The sequence below is a fragment of the Phenylobacterium sp. Root1290 genome (genome assembly GCF_001425305.1).
GTDB lineage: Bacteria > Pseudomonadota > Alphaproteobacteria > Caulobacterales > Caulobacteraceae > Phenylobacterium.
The window spans coordinates 1,430,277-1,447,992 of the sequence record NZ_LMEE01000001.1 but is presented as its reverse complement, the minus strand read 5'-3'; the positions used below and the strand labels follow the sequence as shown (position 1 = coordinate 1,447,992).

21 protein-coding genes and 1 tRNA gene are annotated in these 17,716 nt (G+C 68.1%); 11 read left to right on the top strand and 11 right to left on the bottom strand.

Annotated features, from left to right (window positions below; translation table 11 throughout):
- Positions 1 to 11 precede the first annotated feature (11 nt).
- Together ASC79_RS07035 and ASC79_RS07030 are read right to left on the bottom strand one after the other, a co-directional pair.
- Positions 12 to 911, bottom strand: coding sequence for a co-chaperone YbbN (locus ASC79_RS07035; protein WP_056024187.1), 900 nt, complete (start codon positions 909 to 911; stop codon positions 12 to 14).
- A gap of 84 nt (positions 912 to 995) precedes the next feature.
- Positions 996 to 1,508 carry a prolyl-tRNA synthetase associated domain-containing protein gene (locus ASC79_RS07030; protein ID WP_056024190.1) on the bottom strand — a complete coding sequence of 171 codons (513 nt, stop codon included), beginning with the start codon at positions 1,506 to 1,508 and terminating at the stop codon, positions 996 to 998.
- Positions 1,509 to 1,600: 92 nt separating this feature from the next.
- On the opposite strand from ASC79_RS07030, the gene ASC79_RS07025 reads away from it, so the two are divergent.
- The 5 genes from ASC79_RS07025 (at position 1,601) to ASC79_RS07005 (ending at position 5,883) form a co-directional block, all read left to right on the top strand.
- Positions 1,601 to 2,344, top strand: a complete 744-nt coding sequence (locus tag ASC79_RS07025) for a DUF6065 family protein (RefSeq protein ID WP_056024193.1) — start codon at positions 1,601 to 1,603, stop codon at positions 2,342 to 2,344.
- An 82-nt stretch (positions 2,345 to 2,426) separates the two neighbouring features.
- Positions 2,427 to 2,501: transfer RNA gene (locus tag ASC79_RS07020), tRNA-Gly, on the top strand.
- Between the two features lie 354 nt (positions 2,502 to 2,855).
- Complete coding sequence (locus tag ASC79_RS07015; protein ID WP_056024200.1) at positions 2,856 to 3,173, top strand: hypothetical protein; 318 nt, start codon at positions 2,856 to 2,858, stop codon at positions 3,171 to 3,173.
- Positions 3,166 to 3,420 carry a hypothetical protein gene (locus ASC79_RS07010; RefSeq protein WP_056024203.1) on the top strand — a complete coding sequence of 85 codons (255 nt, stop codon included), beginning with the start codon at positions 3,166 to 3,168 and terminating at the stop codon, positions 3,418 to 3,420. Before ASC79_RS07015 ends, ASC79_RS07010 begins: the two co-directional genes overlap by 8 nt.
- A gap of 84 nt (positions 3,421 to 3,504) precedes the next feature.
- Positions 3,505 to 5,883: an EAL domain-containing protein gene (locus ASC79_RS07005; RefSeq protein WP_056024206.1), complete on the top strand. Its 2,379-nt coding sequence runs from the start codon at positions 3,505 to 3,507 to the stop codon at positions 5,881 to 5,883.
- A 10-nt stretch (positions 5,884 to 5,893) separates the two neighbouring features.
- On the opposite strand, the gene ASC79_RS07000 is transcribed toward ASC79_RS07005, so the two are convergent.
- Together ASC79_RS07000 and ASC79_RS06995 are read right to left on the bottom strand one after the other, a co-directional pair.
- Positions 5,894 to 6,478, bottom strand: coding sequence for a hypothetical protein (locus tag ASC79_RS07000; protein ID WP_156378446.1), 585 nt, complete (start codon positions 6,476 to 6,478; stop codon positions 5,894 to 5,896).
- Between the two features lie 85 nt (positions 6,479 to 6,563).
- Positions 6,564 to 7,202: a LysE family translocator gene (locus ASC79_RS06995; protein ID WP_056024212.1), complete on the bottom strand. Its 639-nt coding sequence runs from the start codon at positions 7,200 to 7,202 to the stop codon at positions 6,564 to 6,566.
- Between the two features lie 109 nt (positions 7,203 to 7,311).
- Here ASC79_RS06995 and ASC79_RS06990 point away from each other — a divergent pair, with 109 nt between their 5' ends.
- The gene (locus ASC79_RS06990) at positions 7,312 to 8,079 is read left to right on the top strand and encodes a sulfite exporter TauE/SafE family protein (protein WP_056024215.1); all 768 of its coding nucleotides are present in this window, start codon (positions 7,312 to 7,314) and stop codon (positions 8,077 to 8,079) included.
- Here ASC79_RS06990 and ASC79_RS06985 read toward each other — a convergent pair.
- Positions 8,076 to 8,480, bottom strand: a complete 405-nt coding sequence (locus tag ASC79_RS06985; RefSeq protein WP_056024218.1) for an MAPEG family protein — start codon at positions 8,478 to 8,480, stop codon at positions 8,076 to 8,078. The genes ASC79_RS06990 and ASC79_RS06985 overlap by 4 nt on opposite strands.
- A gap of 131 nt (positions 8,481 to 8,611) precedes the next feature.
- Between ASC79_RS06985 and ASC79_RS06980 the strand changes: the two genes are divergently transcribed.
- Positions 8,612 to 8,818, top strand: coding sequence for a KTSC domain-containing protein (locus ASC79_RS06980; RefSeq protein WP_056024221.1), 207 nt, complete (start codon positions 8,612 to 8,614; stop codon positions 8,816 to 8,818).
- On the opposite strand, the gene ASC79_RS06975 is transcribed toward ASC79_RS06980, so the two are convergent.
- A complete protein-coding gene (locus ASC79_RS06975) occupies positions 8,815 to 10,047 on the bottom strand; it encodes an argininosuccinate synthase (protein WP_056024224.1) in 1,233 nt (410 codons plus the stop codon). The genes ASC79_RS06980 and ASC79_RS06975 overlap by 4 nt on opposite strands.
- Before the next feature lie 142 nt (positions 10,048 to 10,189).
- On the opposite strand from ASC79_RS06975, the gene ASC79_RS06970 reads away from it, so the two are divergent.
- Positions 10,190 to 10,651 (top strand): Lrp/AsnC family transcriptional regulator, encoded by a 462-nt coding sequence (locus tag ASC79_RS06970; protein WP_200937083.1) that lies wholly within the window; start codon positions 10,190 to 10,192, stop codon positions 10,649 to 10,651.
- 4 nt (positions 10,652 to 10,655) lie between these two features.
- Here ASC79_RS06970 and ASC79_RS06965 read toward each other — a convergent pair whose 3' ends face one another.
- Positions 10,656 to 11,000 carry a hypothetical protein gene (locus ASC79_RS06965; RefSeq protein WP_056024226.1) on the bottom strand — a complete coding sequence of 115 codons (345 nt, stop codon included), beginning with the start codon at positions 10,998 to 11,000 and terminating at the stop codon, positions 10,656 to 10,658.
- Positions 11,001 to 12,917, bottom strand: coding sequence for a potassium transporter Kup (locus tag ASC79_RS06960; RefSeq protein WP_056024230.1), 1,917 nt, complete (start codon positions 12,915 to 12,917; stop codon positions 11,001 to 11,003). It lies immediately after the preceding gene.
- 180 nt (positions 12,918 to 13,097) lie between these two features.
- Here ASC79_RS06960 and ASC79_RS06955 point away from each other — a divergent pair, with 180 nt between their 5' ends.
- The gene (locus ASC79_RS06955; RefSeq protein ID WP_056024233.1) at positions 13,098 to 13,901 is read left to right on the top strand and encodes an SDR family oxidoreductase; all 804 of its coding nucleotides are present in this window, start codon (positions 13,098 to 13,100) and stop codon (positions 13,899 to 13,901) included.
- 131 nt (positions 13,902 to 14,032) lie between these two features.
- Here the strand turns inward: ASC79_RS06955 and ASC79_RS06950 are convergent, their stop codons facing one another.
- Positions 14,033 to 14,728 (bottom strand): MarC family protein, encoded by a 696-nt coding sequence (locus ASC79_RS06950; RefSeq protein WP_056024236.1) that lies wholly within the window; start codon positions 14,726 to 14,728, stop codon positions 14,033 to 14,035.
- 99 nt (positions 14,729 to 14,827) lie between these two features.
- Between ASC79_RS06950 and pyrF the strand changes: the two genes are divergently transcribed.
- Positions 14,828 to 15,520 carry an orotidine-5'-phosphate decarboxylase gene (pyrF, locus tag ASC79_RS06945; protein ID WP_056025120.1) on the top strand — a complete coding sequence of 231 codons (693 nt, stop codon included), beginning with the start codon at positions 14,828 to 14,830 and terminating at the stop codon, positions 15,518 to 15,520.
- A gap of 4 nt (positions 15,521 to 15,524) precedes the next feature.
- On the opposite strand, the gene ASC79_RS06940 is transcribed toward pyrF, so the two are convergent.
- Positions 15,525 to 16,043 (bottom strand): hypothetical protein, encoded by a 519-nt coding sequence (locus tag ASC79_RS06940; protein WP_056024239.1) that lies wholly within the window; start codon positions 16,041 to 16,043, stop codon positions 15,525 to 15,527.
- 91 nt (positions 16,044 to 16,134) lie between these two features.
- The gene (locus ASC79_RS06935) at positions 16,135 to 16,329 is read right to left on the bottom strand and encodes a DUF1674 domain-containing protein (RefSeq protein ID WP_056024242.1); all 195 of its coding nucleotides are present in this window, start codon (positions 16,327 to 16,329) and stop codon (positions 16,135 to 16,137) included.
- 202 nt (positions 16,330 to 16,531) lie between these two features.
- On the opposite strand from ASC79_RS06935, the gene ASC79_RS06930 reads away from it, so the two are divergent.
- A complete protein-coding gene (locus tag ASC79_RS06930; protein WP_056024244.1) occupies positions 16,532 to 17,674 on the top strand; it encodes an acyltransferase in 1,143 nt (380 codons plus the stop codon).
- Positions 17,675 to 17,716: the final 42 nt, after the last annotated feature.

The following is a 17,716-nucleotide window of genomic DNA, read 5'->3' as shown; positions in this document are numbered from 1 at the left end:
GCGGCCCTTCCTCATGAGAACAGGATGGATGAAAGCCGGCGGCGGCCGGCGCGGGTGATGTCGGAGCCCGAACCGGCCGCCTCGAAGATGGTCAGCAGCTGCTTGCGCGCCGCCTCGTCGTTCCAGGTGCGGTCGGCCTCGATGATGGTCAGCAGATGGTCGGAGGCCTCGCCCCAGGCCCCGCGGGCGGCGAGGGCCTTGGCGATCTCGTAGCGGGCCTCGAGGTCGTTCGCATCCTTGGCCAGGCGCTGTTCGAACTCGCTCGTCTCGCTGGGGGCTTCCTCGGCCAGGGCCAGGGCGGCGCGCACGCTGTCGAGGTCGGCGTCCTTGGCGCCTTCCGGGGCCATGGCGGCGACCTCGGCCGCGCGCTCGGCGTCGCCGCCGGCCAGGTAGCAGCGGGCGAGACCGCCGATGGCCTTGACGTTGTCGGGTTCGGCCTGGAGCACCTGGGCGTAGGCCTGGGCCGCGCCGCCGACGTCGCCGACGTCCAGGCTCTCCTTGGCCATGGCCAGCAGCTCGTCCGTCGCGTTGGCGGGCGCCTGGCCGGCGATGCGGTCGACGAACTGCTTCACCTGGCTGTCGGGCAGGGCGCCCATGAAGCCGTCGACCGGACGGCCGTCCACAAAGGCGAACACCGCAGGGATCGACTGCACGCGCAGCTGGCCGGCGAACTGCGGGTTGGCGTCGATGTCGATCTTGACCAGCTTAACCTTGCCCTTGGCGGCCAGGACGTTCTTTTCGATCGACGGGCCGAGCTGGCGGCACGGGCCGCACCAGGTCGCCCAGAAGTCGACGATGACCGGCGTTTCCTTCGAGGCTTCGATGACGTCGGCCACGAAGCTGGCGTCCGTGCCGTCCTTGATCAGGTCGGCGGCGGCGGCTTGGGGCTGGGTCTCGCCGATCAGGCTCATGAGGGTCTTCCAAACGTGGGTTGTCGAAACGTAACGCGTCCGGGCGCTAAAATGGTCCCTAAGGGCCTCGGCTTCAACGGGGGTTTAGGCGTCCTCGACCACGGCCATGGCCGCGAAGTCGACCACCAGCGGGGCGATCCCCAAGGCTTGCAGGAACTTGGCGAAGCCGGCGCGCGAGACGCCGGTGGTGGCGGTGTTGGTCATCGGATGGAAGTTGACCCGGTCGGCCTGGGCCAGATGGCGGTCGAGCACGAAGGTCACCTGGCGCTCGGCGTCGTTGATCAGCGCGAAGGCGGTCACCGAGCCCGGCGTGACGCCCAGCACCTGCTCCATCAGCTCGGCCGAGCCGAAGGAGAGCCGGGCCGAGCCGATCACCGTGTGCAGGCGCTTGAGGTCGATCTGGGTGTCGTCCTTGGCCGAGATCAGCCACAGCCGGCCCTTGGCGTCCTTCAGGAACAGGTTCTTGGTGTGGGCGCCGGGGATGTCGTCCTTGATCCCCTCGCCCTCGCCGACCCGGAACACCGCCTGATGGTCGGTGGTGTGGTGCTCGACGCCGTGCGCGTCGAAGAAGGCGATGAGGTCGGAACGGGTCTTCATGGCGACTGCTTAGCGCAAGGTCTGCGCTGGCCGCTAGCGGCGGGCCGATCACGGGTCTAGAGCAGTCGCAAGGACACAAGCTGGAGGAGCCCATGGAGCTCGAGTGCTATCCCACCGCCGAGCGGCCGCCGGAGATCGTGCCGGGACGCCCGCAGCGCGCCTGGATGGACCGTTTCGCCGAGCGCCACCCGTATCGCTGCCTGCCGCTGACCATGGCCAACACCACCGGCTGGGAGATCCTCTCCCCGATGGCGTTCACGGCCGAGTGGAACGGCGGAGTGATGCAGGAGGACATCAAGCTCATCCCCGACCGGCCGCACCCGGATTTCCATAACTTCGTGAAGAGCCACTTCAGCCACGGGGTGATGACCTTCCACCCCGGCTATCTGTTCAAGACCCCGCCCGGCTGGTCGATGATCGCCCAGGGTCCGCCCAACCACATCAAGGACGGGATCCAGCCGCTGGCCGGCCTGGTCGAGACCGAGTGGCTGCCGTTCCCCTTCACGATGAACTGGATATTCACCCGGCCGGGCCGGGTGCGGTTCGAGAAGGGCGAGCCCTTCTGCTTCATCACCCTGACCAAGGACCGCGAACTGGCCGAGTTCCAGCCGGTGATCCGCGGCATGGACCGCAATCCCGAGCTGCGCGAGCAGTACGACACCTGGGAAAAGCACCGCAGCGAATTCAACAAGCGAATCTTCCGCGCCGACCCCGACGCGACCAAGGAAGCCTGGCAGCGCTACTACTTCCGCGGGGAGTTCCCGGAGGAGGTTGCGGAGGCTCCGAAGGACCACGTGAACAAGCGTCGGCTAAAGAGTCCGAAATTTGGTGGCTAGGGGTGTTGCCAACGTGCGGGCGCTCTGCCATAAGCCCGCTCTCGATTTTCGGGCGGCACGGGAAACCAAGTCGCTTCGGAGTGCGGGCGTAGCTCAGTGGTAGAGCACAACCTTGCCAAGGTTGGGGTCGAGAGTTCGAATCTCTTCGCCCGCTCCAATCGGAAATCGGACCATGCAGGGGTCGCCTTCGGGCGGCCCTTTTGCTTTTCGGGCGCGGCCCAGACCGCGAGCTGAGTTGCGCGCGCCGCCGGCCTTGCGCTATAGGTCCCGGCGATGACCCTGGCTCTCGACCTTGCCGGCCTGAAGAACGCGCCCGCGGCGCGTCCGGCCGCCTGCGCGTCGAAAACCACCATGATGATTATTATTACCCCCACCATTGGGACGGGGCGAACGCGCGCGCTTTAAACAAGCCGACGGATCGCAAGATCAGGAACCCCGCTCCCGAACAGGCAGCGGGGTTTTTTTGTGCGCGCGCTCCGTCGGTCCTTCATCCTCGAAAGGACTGACCACCATGGAATTCTCCGACCTTCCCTCCGATCCCGCCGGCGCGGGGCTGGCTGCTCGCCGGTTCGCCGCCGCGCTGGCCCATGAAGCCCTGCTGGAGCAGACGGCGCGCCTGGAGGCCCGGCTGGCGGCCGGCGGCGGCCTCGAGGCGCTGTTCGCCGTGGAGCAGGCGCTGGACCTGGCCTGGCCCAGCGCCGCGCCGACCTGCGAGTTGATCTGGGCGACCGAGGGCGCGGCCGAGGCGCTGTCCCTGCGGGCGTTCGACGAGGCCGGCCGACTGCTGCTGGCGCAGGTCTATGGCGGCAAGGGGCTCAAACATGGTTGAGCGCCGCACCTTCCTGATCGAGGCAAGGCCCGAGGCCGACATCGTGCTGCGGCTGCTCGGGCCGTTCGCCGTGCAGGGGGCCGAGATCCTGACGCTCGAGGCTGAGCAGGGCGCGGCCTGCACCCGGGTGCGGATCGAGGCGCGCGGCCTGCCCGCCGAAACGGCGCTGCATCTGGTGGAGCGGCTGCGCGCGATGCCTGCGGTGCAGGCCGTCGGGCTTGGATGGCGGGCCGCCGCGGCCGCCTGAGGTTTTTCTCAAGACATGAGAGGTTTATTTACCCCGATTTCCTAAAAGCGCGCCCTGATTTCACCCGTCGGGGCTCCTTTTAAAGTGTTCAAAGTATTAACTTGCCTTGCGACAGAGCATGATCTGCGCCTGGTTGTTGTTGCTGGACTCGTTTGCTTCGGCGGTTGCTTCACCGCGTTTCGCTTATACTCAAGGATGCGAACGTCGGCGGGACACGGAGTGCGTGCAGCCTGGGTGCTGCTGACCGGTCTCGTGGCGGGCTGTTCGGTCTGGGCGACCCATTTCATCGCCATGCTGTCCTATGAGACCGGGCTGCGCTCGGGCTTCCTGCCGATGGGCACCTTGGCCTCGCTGCTGATCGCCGGCGTGTTCATGGCCGCGGCCTTTGCGGCGGCGGCGTTCGCGCCCGGACGGGCCGGCAAGATCGCGGGCGGGCTGCTGGCCGGCTTCGGGGTCGGGGCGATGCACTACACCGGCATGAGCGCCTATGTGACCGAGGGCGTGCTGGCCTGGGATCTCAACATCGTCGCCGGGTCGGTCCTGGTGGGCGTCGGCGTAGCCTTGGCGGCGATGTTCGTGGCGCGCGACGCGCGCCTGCTGTCGCAACAGCTGATCGGCGGCCTTCTGCTGACCATCGCGATCTGCAGCCTGCACTTTGCGGGCATGGGCGCGATCACGGTCATTCCCGACCCGAGCATCGACGTCCCGGCGCAGCTGCTGTCGTCGGTGATGATGACCGTGGCGGTGGCGCTGATCGTCGGCCTGATCATCCTGGGCGGCCTGGGCGCTGTGCTGATCGAGGGCGGGGCCAACGCCCAGGCCCTGAATCGCATCCGCCGCCTGGCGGACGCCGCCTATGAAGGCATCGTGGTGGTCCGCGGCGACCGCATCCAGGACGCCAACGCCGCCTTCTGCGCCCTGGCGGGGACCAGCGTCGGCGAGCTGATCGGCGAGCGCCTGGAAGGCGACCTGCTGATCCTGGACGACGCCGCCGGCATCGCCCTGGATGCGCGGCGCGAGGGCCGCCTGCGCCCCCGCGGCGGCGGCGAGGAGATCCCGGTGGAGGCCTTCGGGCGCATGCTGGAGGCGCAGCGCGGCGGGTCGGGCGACCTGATGGTGCTGGCGGTCCGCGACCTGCGCGAGCGGCGCTCGGCCGAGGAAAAGATCCGCTACCTGGCCGAGCATGACGGCCTCACCGGCCTGGCCAACCGCAACATGATGCAGGCGCGCCTGGCCCAGGCCATGGACCGTATCGCCGTCACCGGCGAGAGCCTGTCGGTGATCTGCATCGACCTGGACCACTTCAAGGAAGCCAACGACCTGCACGGCCATCTGGCCGGCGACGCGATCCTGACCGAGACCGCCCGGCGGCTGCAGCAGTCGGTCGTCGCCCCGGCCTTCGCCGCGCGCCTGGGCGGGGACGAGTTCGTGGTCGTGCAGATCGGCGTCGAGGACCAGCCGGCGGCCGCGGCCGAGCTCTGCACCACCTTGCTGGAGGTTCTGAGCGCGCCTGTGACCTATGCGGACCAGGACCTGCAGGTCGGCGCCAGTCTGGGCGTCAGCCTCTATCCCGACGATGGGGCCACCGGCGAGGCGCTGCTGGCCAATGCCGACATGGCGCTGTACCGCGCCAAGGAAGACGGCCGCGGGAGCTACCGCTTCTTCAAGCGCGAGATGGACGAGTCGATCCGGGAGCGCCGGACCCTGGCGCGCGAGCTGCGCCAGGCGATCCTCGACGAGGAGCTGGTGCTGCACTACCAGCCGCTGGCCCGGGCCGAGGACGGCGAGATCTGCGGTTTCGAGGCGCTGGTGCGCTGGCGCCACCCGACCCGCGGCATGGTCGCGCCGATCGACTTCATCCCGGTCGCCGAGGAGAGCGGGCTGATCCTGCCGCTGGGCGAGTGGGTCCTGCGCAAGGCCTGCGCCGATGCGGCGGCCTGGGACAGGCCGCTGCGGATCGCGGTGAACCTGTCGCCGGTCCAGCTGCACCAGGCGAACCTGGCGGCGGTGGTTCACGAGGTGTTGCTGGAGACCGGCTTGGCCCCGCGCCGGCTGGAGCTGGAGATCACCGAGACCGCCCTGTTCAAGGACTATCAGCGGGCGCTGGACAACCTGCGCCGGCTGAAGGCGCTGGGCGTGCGGATCGCCATGGACGACTTCGGCACCGGGTTCTCGTCGCTGTCGACGCTGCAGTCGTTCCCGTTCGACAAGATCAAGATCGACAAGAGCTTCGTGGAGAACATCCACCGGCACGAGCGGGCCACCGCCATCGTCAGGGCGGTGCTGGGCCTGGGCCGCAGCCTGGACATTCCAGTCACCGCCGAGGGCGTGGAAACGCCAGAGCAGCTGGAATTCCTGCGCGGCGAGGCCTGCGCCGAAGTTCAGGGCTATGCGATCGGCCGCCCAGGCCCGATGGGGGCGCTGGACGACTGGACCGAGGCGCCGGTGCTGAAGGCGGGCTGAGCGCCGCGCCCTACTTCGGCACGGGGCGCAGGACCCGCGGCCCGAGGTTGGTCATGACCGCGCGGGCGTCGAAGGCGCTGGGATCTTCGGCCGGCTTGGCGCCGCGGCGCATCACCACCTCGGCGCTGGCCTCGAACTTGGTCACCGTGCGCACGTCGATGCTGTTCGACCAGAAGGGGTCGCCATAATAGGGGTCCCAGGTCCGCCAGCCGTACGAGCCGCCGTAATAGCGCCAGTACGGGCGCCAGTAGCCGTAGCTGGGGCCGTACCAGGGGCTGTAGAACGGATCGCGGTCGATATAGGTGCGGCGGTCGGCCTCGGTGTTGCGATCGACCACCGAGAACCAGTCGAAGCCCTGCTGCACGGTCAGCTCGGCGGCGCGGTACAGCAGGTAGCCCTCGACGGTCTCGCGCGAGGTCAGGCTGTTGCCGGCGAAGGTGACGCGGAAGCGGTCGGCTTCCAGCTGTTGCTCGGAATAGCCGCCCGAAACGCTCTGGCCGGCGACGTTGGGCTGGTAGGGCGTGGCGGTCGTGCAGGCGGCCAATAGACCCGAGAGAGCCAGGCTGGCGACGATGGCGGCGGTTTTACGTGACATGACCTTTTGGACCCGAATTTCCTCGTACCGCGAGGAAGTTGGCGCACTAGGTGAAAACACCTGGGCCTAATTATGGTTGCGCTTGTTAAGCTCCGCCAGCCTTTCGGGCCATGAGGACCGCCGCGGTGAGCAGCAGCAGACCGACCGCGATCGCAAACCCCCTGGCGAAGCGTGGCTCGGTCATCTTGGCGGCCAGGGCCGCGCCGCCCAGGCCGTAGGCGCTCATGGCCAGGATATCGAGGCTGAGGGTGGCGCAGGCGAAGGCGGCCAGCTGCGCAGGCAGCGGCCGGGCCGGATCCAGGAACGGCGGCAGGACGGCGGTGAAGAACAGCACCGCCTTGGGGTTGGCGATCTGCACCGTGAAGCCGTCGAGGAAGGCCGACTTGCCCTGCTTGAAGGCGCCGTGGCCCGGCTTGGCGTCGTGGCGGAACGCGCCCATCAGCGACTTCACGCCCAACCAGGCGATGTAGGCGGCGCCGGCATAGGCCAGCAGGTGAAAGATCTGCGGGAAGGCCAGGATCAGGGCGCCGAGGCCGAGCGCCGCCGCGCCGAACCAGACCAGCGTCGCGGTGTTCATGCCCGCCACCCCGACCAGGGCCGCGCCCTTGCCCTTCTGGGCGCCGGTGGCGATGGCGAACAGATTGGCCGGGCCGGGCGTCACGGCCATGACGGCCATCACCCCCAGAAAGGCGGCGTAGCGGGCGGGATCGACCGGCAGGTCCATGGAGGCTCGAGGGTGAGAGGAACGCAGAAATGCTGACTCCGCCCCGAGGTAATCCCCATTGCCTCCCTGGGAAAGCTCTGCGAGTTGCGGAGCTCGATTTGGAGGGGCGATGGGTCCTGAGTTCTGGCTCTATGCGGCGGTCGGCTTCGCGGCCCAGCTCGTCGACGGCGCCCTGGGCATGGCCTATGGCGTGGTCTCGACGACGGTGCTGCTGGCCAACGGCGTGCCCCCGGCCAGCGCCTCGGCCAGCGTCCATGCGGCCAAGGTGTTCACCGGCGCGGCTTCGGCCGTTTCGCATATCGCCCATCGCAACATCGACTGGCGGCTGCTGGTGCTGCTTTCGCTGGGCGGGGTCGTCGGCGGTGTGGCCGGCACCTACCTGCTGACCTCGATCGACGGCGAGAAGATCAAGCCGTTCGTGGTGGCCTGGCTCGGCCTGATGGGTCTGGTCATCCTCTACCGCGCCTGGAAGGGCGCGCGGCCCAAGCCGTTCTCGTGGAAGGCGCCGGCGCCGCTGGGCCTGGTCGGCGGGTTCTTCGACGCCGTCGGCGGCGGCGGCTGGGGGCCGGTGGTGACCTCGACCCTGCTCGGCTCGGGCGCCGACCCGCGCAAGGCGATCGGCACCACCAACGCCGCCGAGGCGTTCGTCGCCGCGGCGGTGTCGGCGGCGTTCCTGGCGGCGCTGGTGACAGGTCACTGGAAGACCGAGGGCCTGGCCGATCACATGTGGTCGGTGCTGGGCCTGATCGCGGGCGGCGTCGTGGCCGCCCCGATCGCCGGATGGATGACCAAGGTCATGCCGATCCGGGCGCTGACTTGGGTCGTGGGTTGCGTGGTGACCGGCCTGGCGATCTGGCAGGCCGTGGTGCTGTTCTAGGCGCCGACGACGGCGAGGGTCCAGATGATCCGCCCGGCGGCGCCGAACAGCAGGATCGCGGTGGCGGCGAGCTGGATCATGAAGCCGGCCTCGCGCTTCTTCGGGTCGGCGACATAGCCCAGCGCATAGAGGACCCGGCCGACGATCCAGACCACGCCCAGGCCGGCGGCGATCAGGTCGTTCCAGTAGATCGCGAACAGCCACATGGCGGCCAGGAAGATCGGCAGCCATTCCAGGGTGTTGTAGTGGACGCGAATGTGGCGCTCGAGGATCGGGTCGCCGGTCATGGCGGGCGCGGCGACGCCGCTCTTGGCGCGGGCCTGGCCGACCCGCAGGCCCATCCAGAAATAGGTCAGAAGCGCGGCGATCGTGACCAGCGCCACGTAGCTGTGCGGTTGCATGTTTCCCCCTGATTCCGGCCGGCGGACGCGGCCGTGTTAGGGGGCGAGCTTGGCACGGCTCAGCTTGGCGGGGAACTCTTTCGCCCGCTCTGCGCGTTTAGGGGTGTCCACGGAGATAGGAGACCCCCGACATGCAGGTCGACTCCGAAGCGATCCGCGAGATTTCCTACGACGCCAACCGCGCGAAGTTGTTCGTCACGTTCCACGACGGGGACCGCTACGTCTATGTCGGCGTGCCCGGCGAAGTGCACCGAAGTTTCCTGGACGCGGACTCGAAAGGCAGCTTCTTCGCCTACGAGATCCGCGACCAGTATCCCTACAACAAGGTCGAGGCTTAGCCCCGACGGTCGCGTCTGGCGGCGACGCGCAGGCGCAGGGCGTTGAGCTTGATGAAGCCGGCGGCGTCACGGTGGTCGTACGCGACCTTGCCTTCCTCGAACGTGACCAGATCCTGGTCGTAGAGCGAGTAGGGGCTGGTGCGGCCGATGACGCTGACATTGCCCTTGTAGAGCTTCACGCGGACTTGGCCGGTGACGTTCTTCTGGCTGAGGTCGATGGCGGCCTGCAGCATCTCGCGCTCGGGCGCGAACCAGAAGCCGTTGTAGATGAGCGATGCGTACTTCGGCATCAGCTCGTCCTTCAGGTGCATCGAGCCGCGGTCGAGGGTGATGCTCTCGATGCCGCGGTGGGCGGCCAGCAGGATGGTCCCGCCCGGAGTCTCGTAGACGCCGCGCGATTTCATGCCGACGAAGCGGTTCTCGACCAGGTCGAGGCGGCCGACGCCGTTGTCGTGGCCGAGCTGGTTGAGCTTGGTCAGCAGCGTGGCCGGGCTCATCTTCACGCCGTCGATGGCGACGGGGTCGCCGTGTTCGAAGTCCATGGTGAAGATGGTCGGCTCGTCCGGCGCGTCCTCCGGCGCGATGGTGCGCATGTGCACGAACTCGGGCGCCTCGACCGCCGGATCCTCCAGCACCTTACCCTCGGACGAGGAGTGCAGCAGGTTGGCGTCGACGCTGAACGGGGCCTCGCCGCGCTTGTCCTTGGTGATCTGGATCTGGTGCTTCTCGGCGAAGTCCAGCAGGGCTTCGCGGGACTTGAAGTCCCACTCGCGCCAGGGGGCGATGACGTGGATGTCGGGCTCCAGGGCGTAGTAGCCGAGCTCGAAGCGGACCTGGTCGTTGCCCTTGCCGGTGGCGCCGTGGCTGACGGCGTCGGCCCCGGTCTGGCGGGCGATCTCGATCTGGCGCTTGGCGATCAGCGGCCGGGCGATCGAGGTGCCGAGCAGGTATTGGCCCTCATAGACCGTGTTGGCGCGGAACATCGGGAACACGAAGTCGCGCACGAACTCCTCGCGCACGTCCTCGATGAAGATGTTCTCGGGCTTCACGCCGGCGGCCAGCGCCTTGGCGCGCGCCGGCTCGATTTCTTCGCCCTGGCCGAGATCGGCGGTGAAGGTGACGACCTCCGCCCCGTACTCGGTCTGCAGCCACTTCAGGATGATCGAGGTGTCGAGGCCGCCCGAATAGGCGAGGACGACTTTTTTGATGGGGGGCGTGGTCGTGGTCATGCTCGGCACCCTAAGCCAAAATCGGATTCAAGATCGGCACCCTAGGCCAAGATCAAAACAATTGGATTGCAAAGACACCAACAATGAGCGCGAAATTGGCATGCGATTTCAATTCGCTCATAGCTGGGGGCGCCAGGCGCCAATGAAACTCGACGCGATCGACCGACGCATCCTTCGCGCCCTGCAGCGCGACGGCCGCATGCAGAATATAGAACTCGCCCGCGAGGTGGGACTCTCGCCTTCGCCCTGCCTGCGCAGGGTGCGTCTGCTTGAGGAAGCCGGCGTCATCGAGCGCTACGTGGCGGTGCTGGACGGGGCCAAGCTGGGGGTCGGGCTGACGGTGTTCGCGCGGGTCTGGTTCAAGACCCAGGACGCCGAGGTCACCCACCAGTTCGCCGAGGCGATCCGGCGGTTCCCGGAGGTGGTGGAATGCTACCTGACGACCGGCGAATGCGACGCGCTGCTGCGGATCGTGACCGCCGACCTGAACAGCTACTGGCGGTTTCAGGCCGACCATCTGACGCGCATTCCCAGCGTCCAGAGCGTCAAGACCGACGTGCCGATGGAAACCGTCAAGCGGACCTACGAGATCCCGCTGCCCTGAGCCCTCAGGGCTTCAGCGCGCCTTCGGAGTCGAGCGTGGCGACCGCGCCCTTCAGCCATTGCAAGTGCAGCATGGCGATCACCGCCGCCAGGGTCGCGCGCAGGCCGAAGAAGATGATGCTGTAGCTCAGGTCGGACGCGCTCCGGTGGCCCCAGAGCATGACCGCCCCGGCGACGAAGGCCAGCACGATCGGGAGGATCAGGGCCTGGTTGCGCGGCAGCCGCCAGGTTCCGATCATCGGCACCATGGTCTTGGCGTCCATTCGCCGCCAGGCCACGCGCGCGCCGCCCGCCATGATCGACAGGGCGATGATCCACAGCGTGTCCGCGGCGATACTCAGAATACTCATCTAGACGCTCACCTGGGTGCCCAGCTCCACGACGCGGCCGGGCGGGATCTTGTAGAAGTCGGTCGGATTGGCGGCGTTCTTCATGAGGAAAATGAAGATCTTGTCCTGCCAGAGCGGCATGCCCGACTGCGCCGAGGCGATGATCGAGCGGCGGCCGAGGAAGAAGCTGGTCGCCATGATGTCGAACTTCAGACCCAGCTTGCGGCAGAGGCCGAGCGCCTTGGGCAGGTTCGGGCTCTCCATGAAGCCGTAGGAGATGAACACCTTCTTGAAGTCGTCGTTGACCGGCTCGATGCGGATGCGGTCGTCTTCGCGCACCCGCGGGGTCTCGGCGGTGACCACGGTGAGGATGATGTTCTTTTCGTGCAGAACCTTGTTGTGCTTGAGGTTGTGCATCAGGGCGACGGGCGCGATGTCCGGGTCCGAGGTCAGGAAGATCGCCGTGCCCGGCGCGCGGTGCGGGGCGCGGGCCTTGAGGATCTCGGACAGCTCGATCAGAGGCACGGAGTCGCGGCGGGTCTTGTCCGACAGGATCTGCGCGCCGCGGGTCCAGGTCCACATGATCAGCACCAGGAAGGCGCCCATCACGAGAGGCATCCAGGCTCCGTCCGGGATCTTCAGCAGGTTGGAGCCGATGAACACCAGGTCGATGACGCCGAACGCCCCGGCGCCCAGAGCGGCCTGCCACAGCGGCCGCTTCCACATGTGGCGGATGATCACGAAGAACAGCAGGGTGTCGACAAACATCGCGCCGGTCACCGCGATGCCGTAGGCGGCGGCCAGGGACGATGAGTTCTGGAAGGTGAACAGCAGCACCAGGACGCCGATCATCAGATAGGTGTTCACCTGCGGCACGTAGATCTGGCCGGCCTGGGTCTCGGAGGTGCGGCGGATGTCGATGCGCGGCAACAGGCCGAGTTGCACGGCCTGCTGGGTCATCGAAAAGGCGCCGGTGATCACCGCCTGGCTGGCGATGACGGTCGCGGCGGTGGCCAGCACAAGCACCGGCCAGTAGGCGATCTCCGGGACCATTTCCCAGAACGGATTGAAGCGCGCTTCTGGGTGGGCGAGCACATTCGCGCCCTGGCCCAGATAGTTCAGCGCCAGACACGGCAGGACGAACCACAGCCAGGAAGCTTGGATCGGGCCTTTTCCGAAGTGTCCCATGTCGGCGTAGAGGGCCTCGGCCCCGGTCACGGCCAGGAACACGCTGCCGAGAATGACGAAGCCGACCCAGCCGTTGTTGACCAGGAACACGATCCCGTAGTGGGGCAGGAAGGCCCGCACGATCGTCCAGTCGTCGAAGATGTGATAGAGGCCCATGCCGCCGAGCACGAGGAACCACAGCGCCGTGATCGGGCCGAAGAAGGCCGCCACGCGATGGGTGCCGCGGGCCTGGACCATGAACAGCGCGATCAGCACGCCGGCCGCGATCGGCACCAGGTAGGGCTCGATTCCGTTGCCGACGCCGGGCGCTTCCTTGAGGCCCTCGACGGCCGACAGCACGGAGATCGCCGGGGTGATGATGCCGTCGCCGTAGAACAGCGCCGCGCCGATCACGCCGAGAAAGAACACCCAGGCCGAGCGCTTTGGCAGGCTGCGCTGGGCCAGGGCCATCAGGGCCAGGGTGCCGCCCTCGCCCTTGTTGTCGGCCCGCATCAGGAAGACGACGTACTTGATCGTCACGATCAGGATCAGCGCCCAGATCACCAGCGACACGACGCCCAGGACGGCCAGCTCGCTGGCGCCGCCGGAGCGCGAGTGGTGCAGCGCTTCCTTCATCGCGTAGAGCGGGCTGGTGCCGATGTCGCCGAACACGACGCCGATCGCCCCCAGGGCCAGGGCGGCGAAGCTTTCCCGCTTGTGGGAGTGAGATTCCTCGGTCGCTTCTGGAGCGACGGCGGCTGAGTCAGCCATTCAAGGTCTCCGGGAACACGACAGAGGCTCCCAAGCGCGGCCCGATGCCGCAACGGCGGGCGCGATTACACCCAATCTGGCGAACGTACAATCGCGACGTGCCCGCGTCACGCCGCCGCGCGCTTGACCTTGTGGCCGCTTTCGCCACCTTCGGCCCTGTTCGGGACGCAAGGGGCGCAGATGGATCGCAGATTGGCGCTGGTGACGGGAGCCTCGGCCGGGATCGGCGCGGCCTTCGCCAAGATCTACGCCAGCCACGGCTACGACGTGGCCCTGACCGCCCGCCGGACCGACCGCCTGGAGCGGCTGGCCGAGGAGATCCGCCTCAAGCACGGGGTGGAGACGCTGACCATCGCCGCCGACCTCAGCGAACCGGAGGCGCCCGGCCAGATCCTCGACCACCTGACCGCGCATGGCCGGTCGGCCGACGTGCTGGTCAACAACGCCGGCTACGGGGTGCCGGGCGGCTTTCTTGAGTCGTCGTGGGAGACGCACGAGGCCTTCCTGCGGGTGATGCTGACCGCGCCGACCGAACTGGCCTACCGCGTGCTGTCGGGCATGACCGAGCGCCGGTTCGGCCGGATCGTCAATGTCGCCTCGCTGGCCGGGCTGATCCCCGGCTCGCCGGGCGCAACCCTTTACGGGGCGGTGAAGAGCTATCTGATCAAGGCCTCCCAGAGCCTGCACCTGGAGACGCTGGACAAGGGCGTCCACGTCTCGGCGCTGTGCCCCGGCTTCACCTATTCGGAGTTCCACGACGTCAACGACACGCGCGAGCAGATCAGCCGTGCGGCGCCGCCGTGGATGTGGCTGGGAGCCGATGAGGTGGCCGCCGCCGGCTACGAGGCGGCCGAGGCCAACCGGCCGATCTGCGTGCCCGGCGCGCCGAACAAGGCGATCGCGGCGGGGGTCAAGCTGCTGCCGGACGAGTGGGCGCTGGCGCTGATGGCCTCGCAGGGACCGCGCATCCGCGGGACGGTCTGAGCGGCGCCTATCGGCAGGGCCACACTGGCAAGCTGCCGGTTGCCGCGATTTCTGACGATAGGACGTCGAAAAGCCTGCCGATGAGCAGGCGATGGGCAGGTTTTCGCCCGGCGCCCAGCAGAAAGGCGCCGCTAGGGCTTCGCGTAGGGCGCCGCGGCTTCGCGCAGGATCACCCCGGCGGTGGACTCGGCGATGCCGGCGATGATGAACTGCACGGCCAGGGCGCAGAGGATCAGGCCGAGCACGCGGACCACGATGGTCAGGCCGATCTTGCCGAGCAGGCGGGTGATCAGCGGTGTCGCCCAGAAGATCAGCATGGTGAAGACCGAGATCGCGGTGATCACCGCCACGCCGGCCGCCGCGCCGCCGAGGCCGAACTTCTTGGCCTCGCTGGCGTAGATCACCACCGTCGAGATCGCACCCGGCCCGATCAGCAGCGGCATGGCGAACGGGACGATCATCCGCTCGAAGCGGCGGCGGGCCTGGGCGCGGTCGCCGCCGATCGGCGCGTCCTCGTCGGCGGCGCCGGCGAAGGCGGCGGTGAAGTCGTCGCGGGCCATTTCCAGGCCGAGCAGGAACAGGATCACCCCGCCGGCGATGCGGAAGGCGGCCAGGGAGATCCCGAAGAACTCCAGCAGCGCCAGGCCCGAGAAGTAGAAGAAGGTCAGGAAGGCGAGCATGAACAGCGCGATGTAGACCGAGATGAATCGCGCCTCCCGGTTCCGCGCGCCGTTGGTCGCCGCGGCGAACAGCGGGACGTTCCCGATCGGGTCGATCAGCGCGAACAGCGCGACGAAAAAGTTGACGGCGAAGTCCCACTGGCTCATGCAGACGTCTTAGCCCAATTCGCCAAATCCGCCGACCGCCCCCAGCGGTTGCGCGCGTCTGCCTGGAAGGATGCCGTCATGGCCGTCATCGAAGCTCCCGTGCGTGCCGATCCGCGCCTGATCGTGCCGCTGGACGTGCCGACCGTGACCGAGGCCAGGGCCTTGGTCGAAACCGTCGGCGAGGCTGTAAGCTTCTACAAGGTGGGTCTGGAGCTGTTCGCCACCGGCGGCGGGATGGCCCTGGCCCAGGAGCTAAAGGCGCAGGGCAAGCAGGTGTTCCTCGATTGGAAGCTGCATGACATCGGCACCACCGTCCAGCGTTCGGCCGCGGTGCTGGCCGACACCGGCTGCGACTTCCTCACGGTCCATGCCGAGCCGCAGGTGCTGAAGGCCGCCGTGCAGGGCCGCGGCCGCTCGAACCTGAAGATCCTGGGCGTCACCGTGCTGACCAGCCTGCACGACGCCGACCTGATCGAGATGGGCTTCAACGAGACGGCCCGCTCGCTGGTCGAGCGCCGCATCCACCACGCCATCGCCGCTGGCGCCGACGGGGTGATCGCCAGCCCGCACGAGGCCGAGCTGGCCCGCAAGCTGGGCGGCAAGGACTTCCTGGTGGTGACGCCGGGCGTGCGCCCGGACTGGTCGGCGAAGAACGATCAGGCGCGCGCGGCCACGCCGGCCGACGCGCTGCGGGCCGGCGCCAGCCACATCGTCTGCGGTCGTCCGATCACCGCCGCCAACGATCCGCACGACGCGGCGCTGCGGGTGGCCGCCGAGATGGCCGGGGTCTAGCGGGTCAGCGCGGCGCGACGACCGGCCGGCGGCCAGGCAGGTCGCGCCAGCCGCTGTCGTAGTCCCAGCGCCGGACGCCGGCGTAGCGCCCGTCCGGCCAGTAGCCGCCGGACCAGTAGCCGCCTGGCCAGGCGCCGTCGGCGAGATAGCCGCCCACGCCGCCCGTGTAGCTGGAGGACGAGGAGCTGTAGCTCACCTCGCCGCCGCCGCGCGCGCAGCAGCCCTGGCCGGGCCAGCCGTAGTTCTGCGAGGCGTAGCCATAGGTGGGGATCTCGTAGCCGCCGGCGCCGCAGCAAGGCGGCGGCGCGTAGTAGGCCTCGCTGTAGGCCTCGGTCTGCGGGGTCACCGCATGGCGACGGATCTCTTCCTCGAAGACTTCGCCGCCGGGGCCGGCGGAGCTGTAGCGATAGCCGCCGTTCTGGCTGTCGCCCCATTGTTGGTAGTCGGGCGCCTGTTGGGCGTGGGCCGCGCCGGCGCTCGCCGCCAGGGCCAGGCCAAGGATCATGCCGGTCGATCGCCGCATCGTCGTCTCCGCCTTCGGATCTTGTCGCCGCAATCTAGGGCGTGGCGGCCCATGGGGCGACGCCTTGCCCCTGACGCGGGAACCTCAGGCCTTAGAAATCAACCGCAATGCCTTTGCGTTCCCAATCGCCGAAGCGGGTCGGCTCGGGTCCGGAGGGGCCGCCGAGCTCGGCCTCGCGGGCCTGGCGCTCCTGTTCGGCGGCGTGGCGCGCGGCGGCTTCCTCCAGCGCGCGGCGGGCGGCGGGGGAAAGCTCCTTCCCCGGGGCGGCGTTGGGCGGCTCGGTCATGAGGGGGAGATAGAGCCTCAGCGGCGGCGGCGCTAGGCGCGCTCTCGGCCGCGCGGCGCAAATCCACATTGAGCAGTTCCCCGACCAACCCTGAGGTTGAGCCTATCAAATGTTATCGACTGTAAATTTACGGATGTAGGTAGTATCGTCGCATCGCGCGTTTAGTCCGGGGGCGCGAGAGTTGAGTTCAGTGGGGGGCGCTATGCGCGCACAGCAGTTCTATACGCTGCACGCGTTGAGGGGCGTGATCGCGTTCGTGATCATTGCAGTCCACACCGAGTTGCTGATGTGGGGAACGCAGCCCCACTTCATGGTCGGCGCAGTCATCGGGGTTGATCTCTTCTTTACCCTAAGCGGCTTCGTGCTGATGCACACCTACGAGAAGCGCCTGAAATCAGGGCTCGGCGGGCGCAAGTTCCTGTGGCAACGGCTGGTCCGGCTCTACCCGCTTTACTTCCTCGGGTTCGCGATCGGCGTGGCGGCCATGGCGGTCAATATCCGTTTCGGCCCTGACCATCTGGACCGCGAGGTGGTCCTCTCGGTCCTCACCAACCTGGTGCTGCTGCCCGGCATCACCGACAACCCCGAGCAGTCGCTGTTTCCGGCGAACTTCCCCGCCTGGACGCTGTTCTTCGAGTTCATCATGTGCGGGGTCTTCGGGTTCTTCGCCTACAGGTTCTCGATCCGCCAGCTGGCGGTGGCGGTCGGCGTCTCCGGCGCGATCCTGGCCTTCCTGGTCGGGCGTCACAGCACCATGGACCTGGGTCCGGAGTGGGGCACGTTCTTCGGCGGCGGGGCGCGCGCCGCCTTCGGGTTCTTCAACGGCATGCTGCTCTACAAGCTGCGCGAGCGGGCCGGCGGCGGCCGCGTCGTGCAGTCGAATCTCATGGCCCTGTCCCTGATCGGCCTGATGATCCTCAGCTTCCTGCCGGGCGTGAACGAACATGTGATCGGCGAGAGCCGCTTCGCCACGCTCAACCTCATCCTGCTGATGGTGTTCAACCCGATGCTGATCTGGTTCGCGGCCCAGTATGAGCCCAGCCCGCGCCTGGCCAAGATCGGCCTGTTCCTCGGCGGGATCTCGTACGGGGTCTATGTGCTGCACGTTCCGCTGTACCGGATGGCCGAGGCGCTGGCGGGCGCGACGGGGGTCAACCTGGCGACCTATGCGCCCTGGGCGGGGATCGCCGTCTTCCCGGTGGTGCTGGGGTCGGCCTGGCTGGCCGAGCGTTATTTCGACGTGCCGGTGCGGGCCCTCATCGAGGGCAAGCACAGGCGCGGCGGGCCGCCGAAGGGCGGCGCGCCGAAGCTGGCCCGCGACACCAGCGGGGCTCAGCGCGGCTGACGCGGGGGCCGGCGAGAGTCATCACCCCCTTGCATCGGGCGT

What these genes read in the sequence shown, in the direction of transcription:
- ASC79_RS07015 (WP_056024200.1), top strand. Translation starts at nt 2,856, where the DNA reads ATGGAATTCTCCGACCTTCCCTCCGATCCCGCCGGCGCGGGGCTGGCT.
- ASC79_RS07010 (WP_056024203.1), top strand. Translation starts at nt 3,166, where the DNA reads ATGGTTGAGCGCCGCACCTTCCTGATCGAGGCAAGGCCCGAGGCCGAC.
- ASC79_RS06955 (WP_056024233.1), top strand. Translation starts at nt 13,098, where the DNA reads ATGGATCGCAGATTGGCGCTGGTGACGGGAGCCTCGGCCGGGATCGGC.
- ASC79_RS06995 (WP_056024212.1), bottom strand. Translation starts at nt 7,202, where the DNA reads ATGGACCTGCCGGTCGATCCCGCCCGCTACGCCGCCTTTCTGGGGGTG.
- ASC79_RS06975 (WP_056024224.1), bottom strand. Translation starts at nt 10,047, where the DNA reads ATGACCACGACCACGCCCCCCATCAAAAAAGTCGTCCTCGCCTATTCG.
- ASC79_RS06965 (WP_056024226.1), bottom strand. Translation starts at nt 11,000, where the DNA reads ATGAGTATTCTGAGTATCGCCGCGGACACGCTGTGGATCATCGCCCTG.
- ASC79_RS06980 (WP_056024221.1), top strand. Translation starts at nt 8,612, where the DNA reads ATGCAGGTCGACTCCGAAGCGATCCGCGAGATTTCCTACGACGCCAAC.
- ASC79_RS06930 (WP_056024244.1), top strand. Translation starts at nt 16,532, where the DNA reads ATGCGCGCACAGCAGTTCTATACGCTGCACGCGTTGAGGGGCGTGATC.
- ASC79_RS07035 (WP_056024187.1), bottom strand. Translation starts at nt 911, where the DNA reads ATGAGCCTGATCGGCGAGACCCAGCCCCAAGCCGCCGCCGCCGACCTG.
- ASC79_RS06985 (WP_056024218.1), bottom strand. Translation starts at nt 8,480, where the DNA reads ATGCAACCGCACAGCTACGTGGCGCTGGTCACGATCGCCGCGCTTCTG.
- ASC79_RS06970 (WP_200937083.1), top strand. Translation starts at nt 10,190, where the DNA reads ATGAAACTCGACGCGATCGACCGACGCATCCTTCGCGCCCTGCAGCGC.
- ASC79_RS07025 (WP_056024193.1), top strand. Translation starts at nt 1,601, where the DNA reads ATGGAGCTCGAGTGCTATCCCACCGCCGAGCGGCCGCCGGAGATCGTG.
- ASC79_RS06940 (WP_056024239.1), bottom strand. Translation starts at nt 16,043, where the DNA reads ATGCGGCGATCGACCGGCATGATCCTTGGCCTGGCCCTGGCGGCGAGC.
- ASC79_RS06960 (WP_056024230.1), bottom strand. Translation starts at nt 12,917, where the DNA reads ATGGCTGACTCAGCCGCCGTCGCTCCAGAAGCGACCGAGGAATCTCAC.
- ASC79_RS06990 (WP_056024215.1), top strand. Translation starts at nt 7,312, where the DNA reads ATGGGTCCTGAGTTCTGGCTCTATGCGGCGGTCGGCTTCGCGGCCCAG.
- ASC79_RS07000 (WP_156378446.1), bottom strand. Translation starts at nt 6,478, where the DNA reads ATGTCACGTAAAACCGCCGCCATCGTCGCCAGCCTGGCTCTCTCGGGT.
- ASC79_RS06935 (WP_056024242.1), bottom strand. Translation starts at nt 16,329, where the DNA reads ATGACCGAGCCGCCCAACGCCGCCCCGGGGAAGGAGCTTTCCCCCGCC.
- ASC79_RS07030 (WP_056024190.1), bottom strand. Translation starts at nt 1,508, where the DNA reads ATGAAGACCCGTTCCGACCTCATCGCCTTCTTCGACGCGCACGGCGTC.
- ASC79_RS06950 (WP_056024236.1), bottom strand. Translation starts at nt 14,728, where the DNA reads ATGAGCCAGTGGGACTTCGCCGTCAACTTTTTCGTCGCGCTGTTCGCG.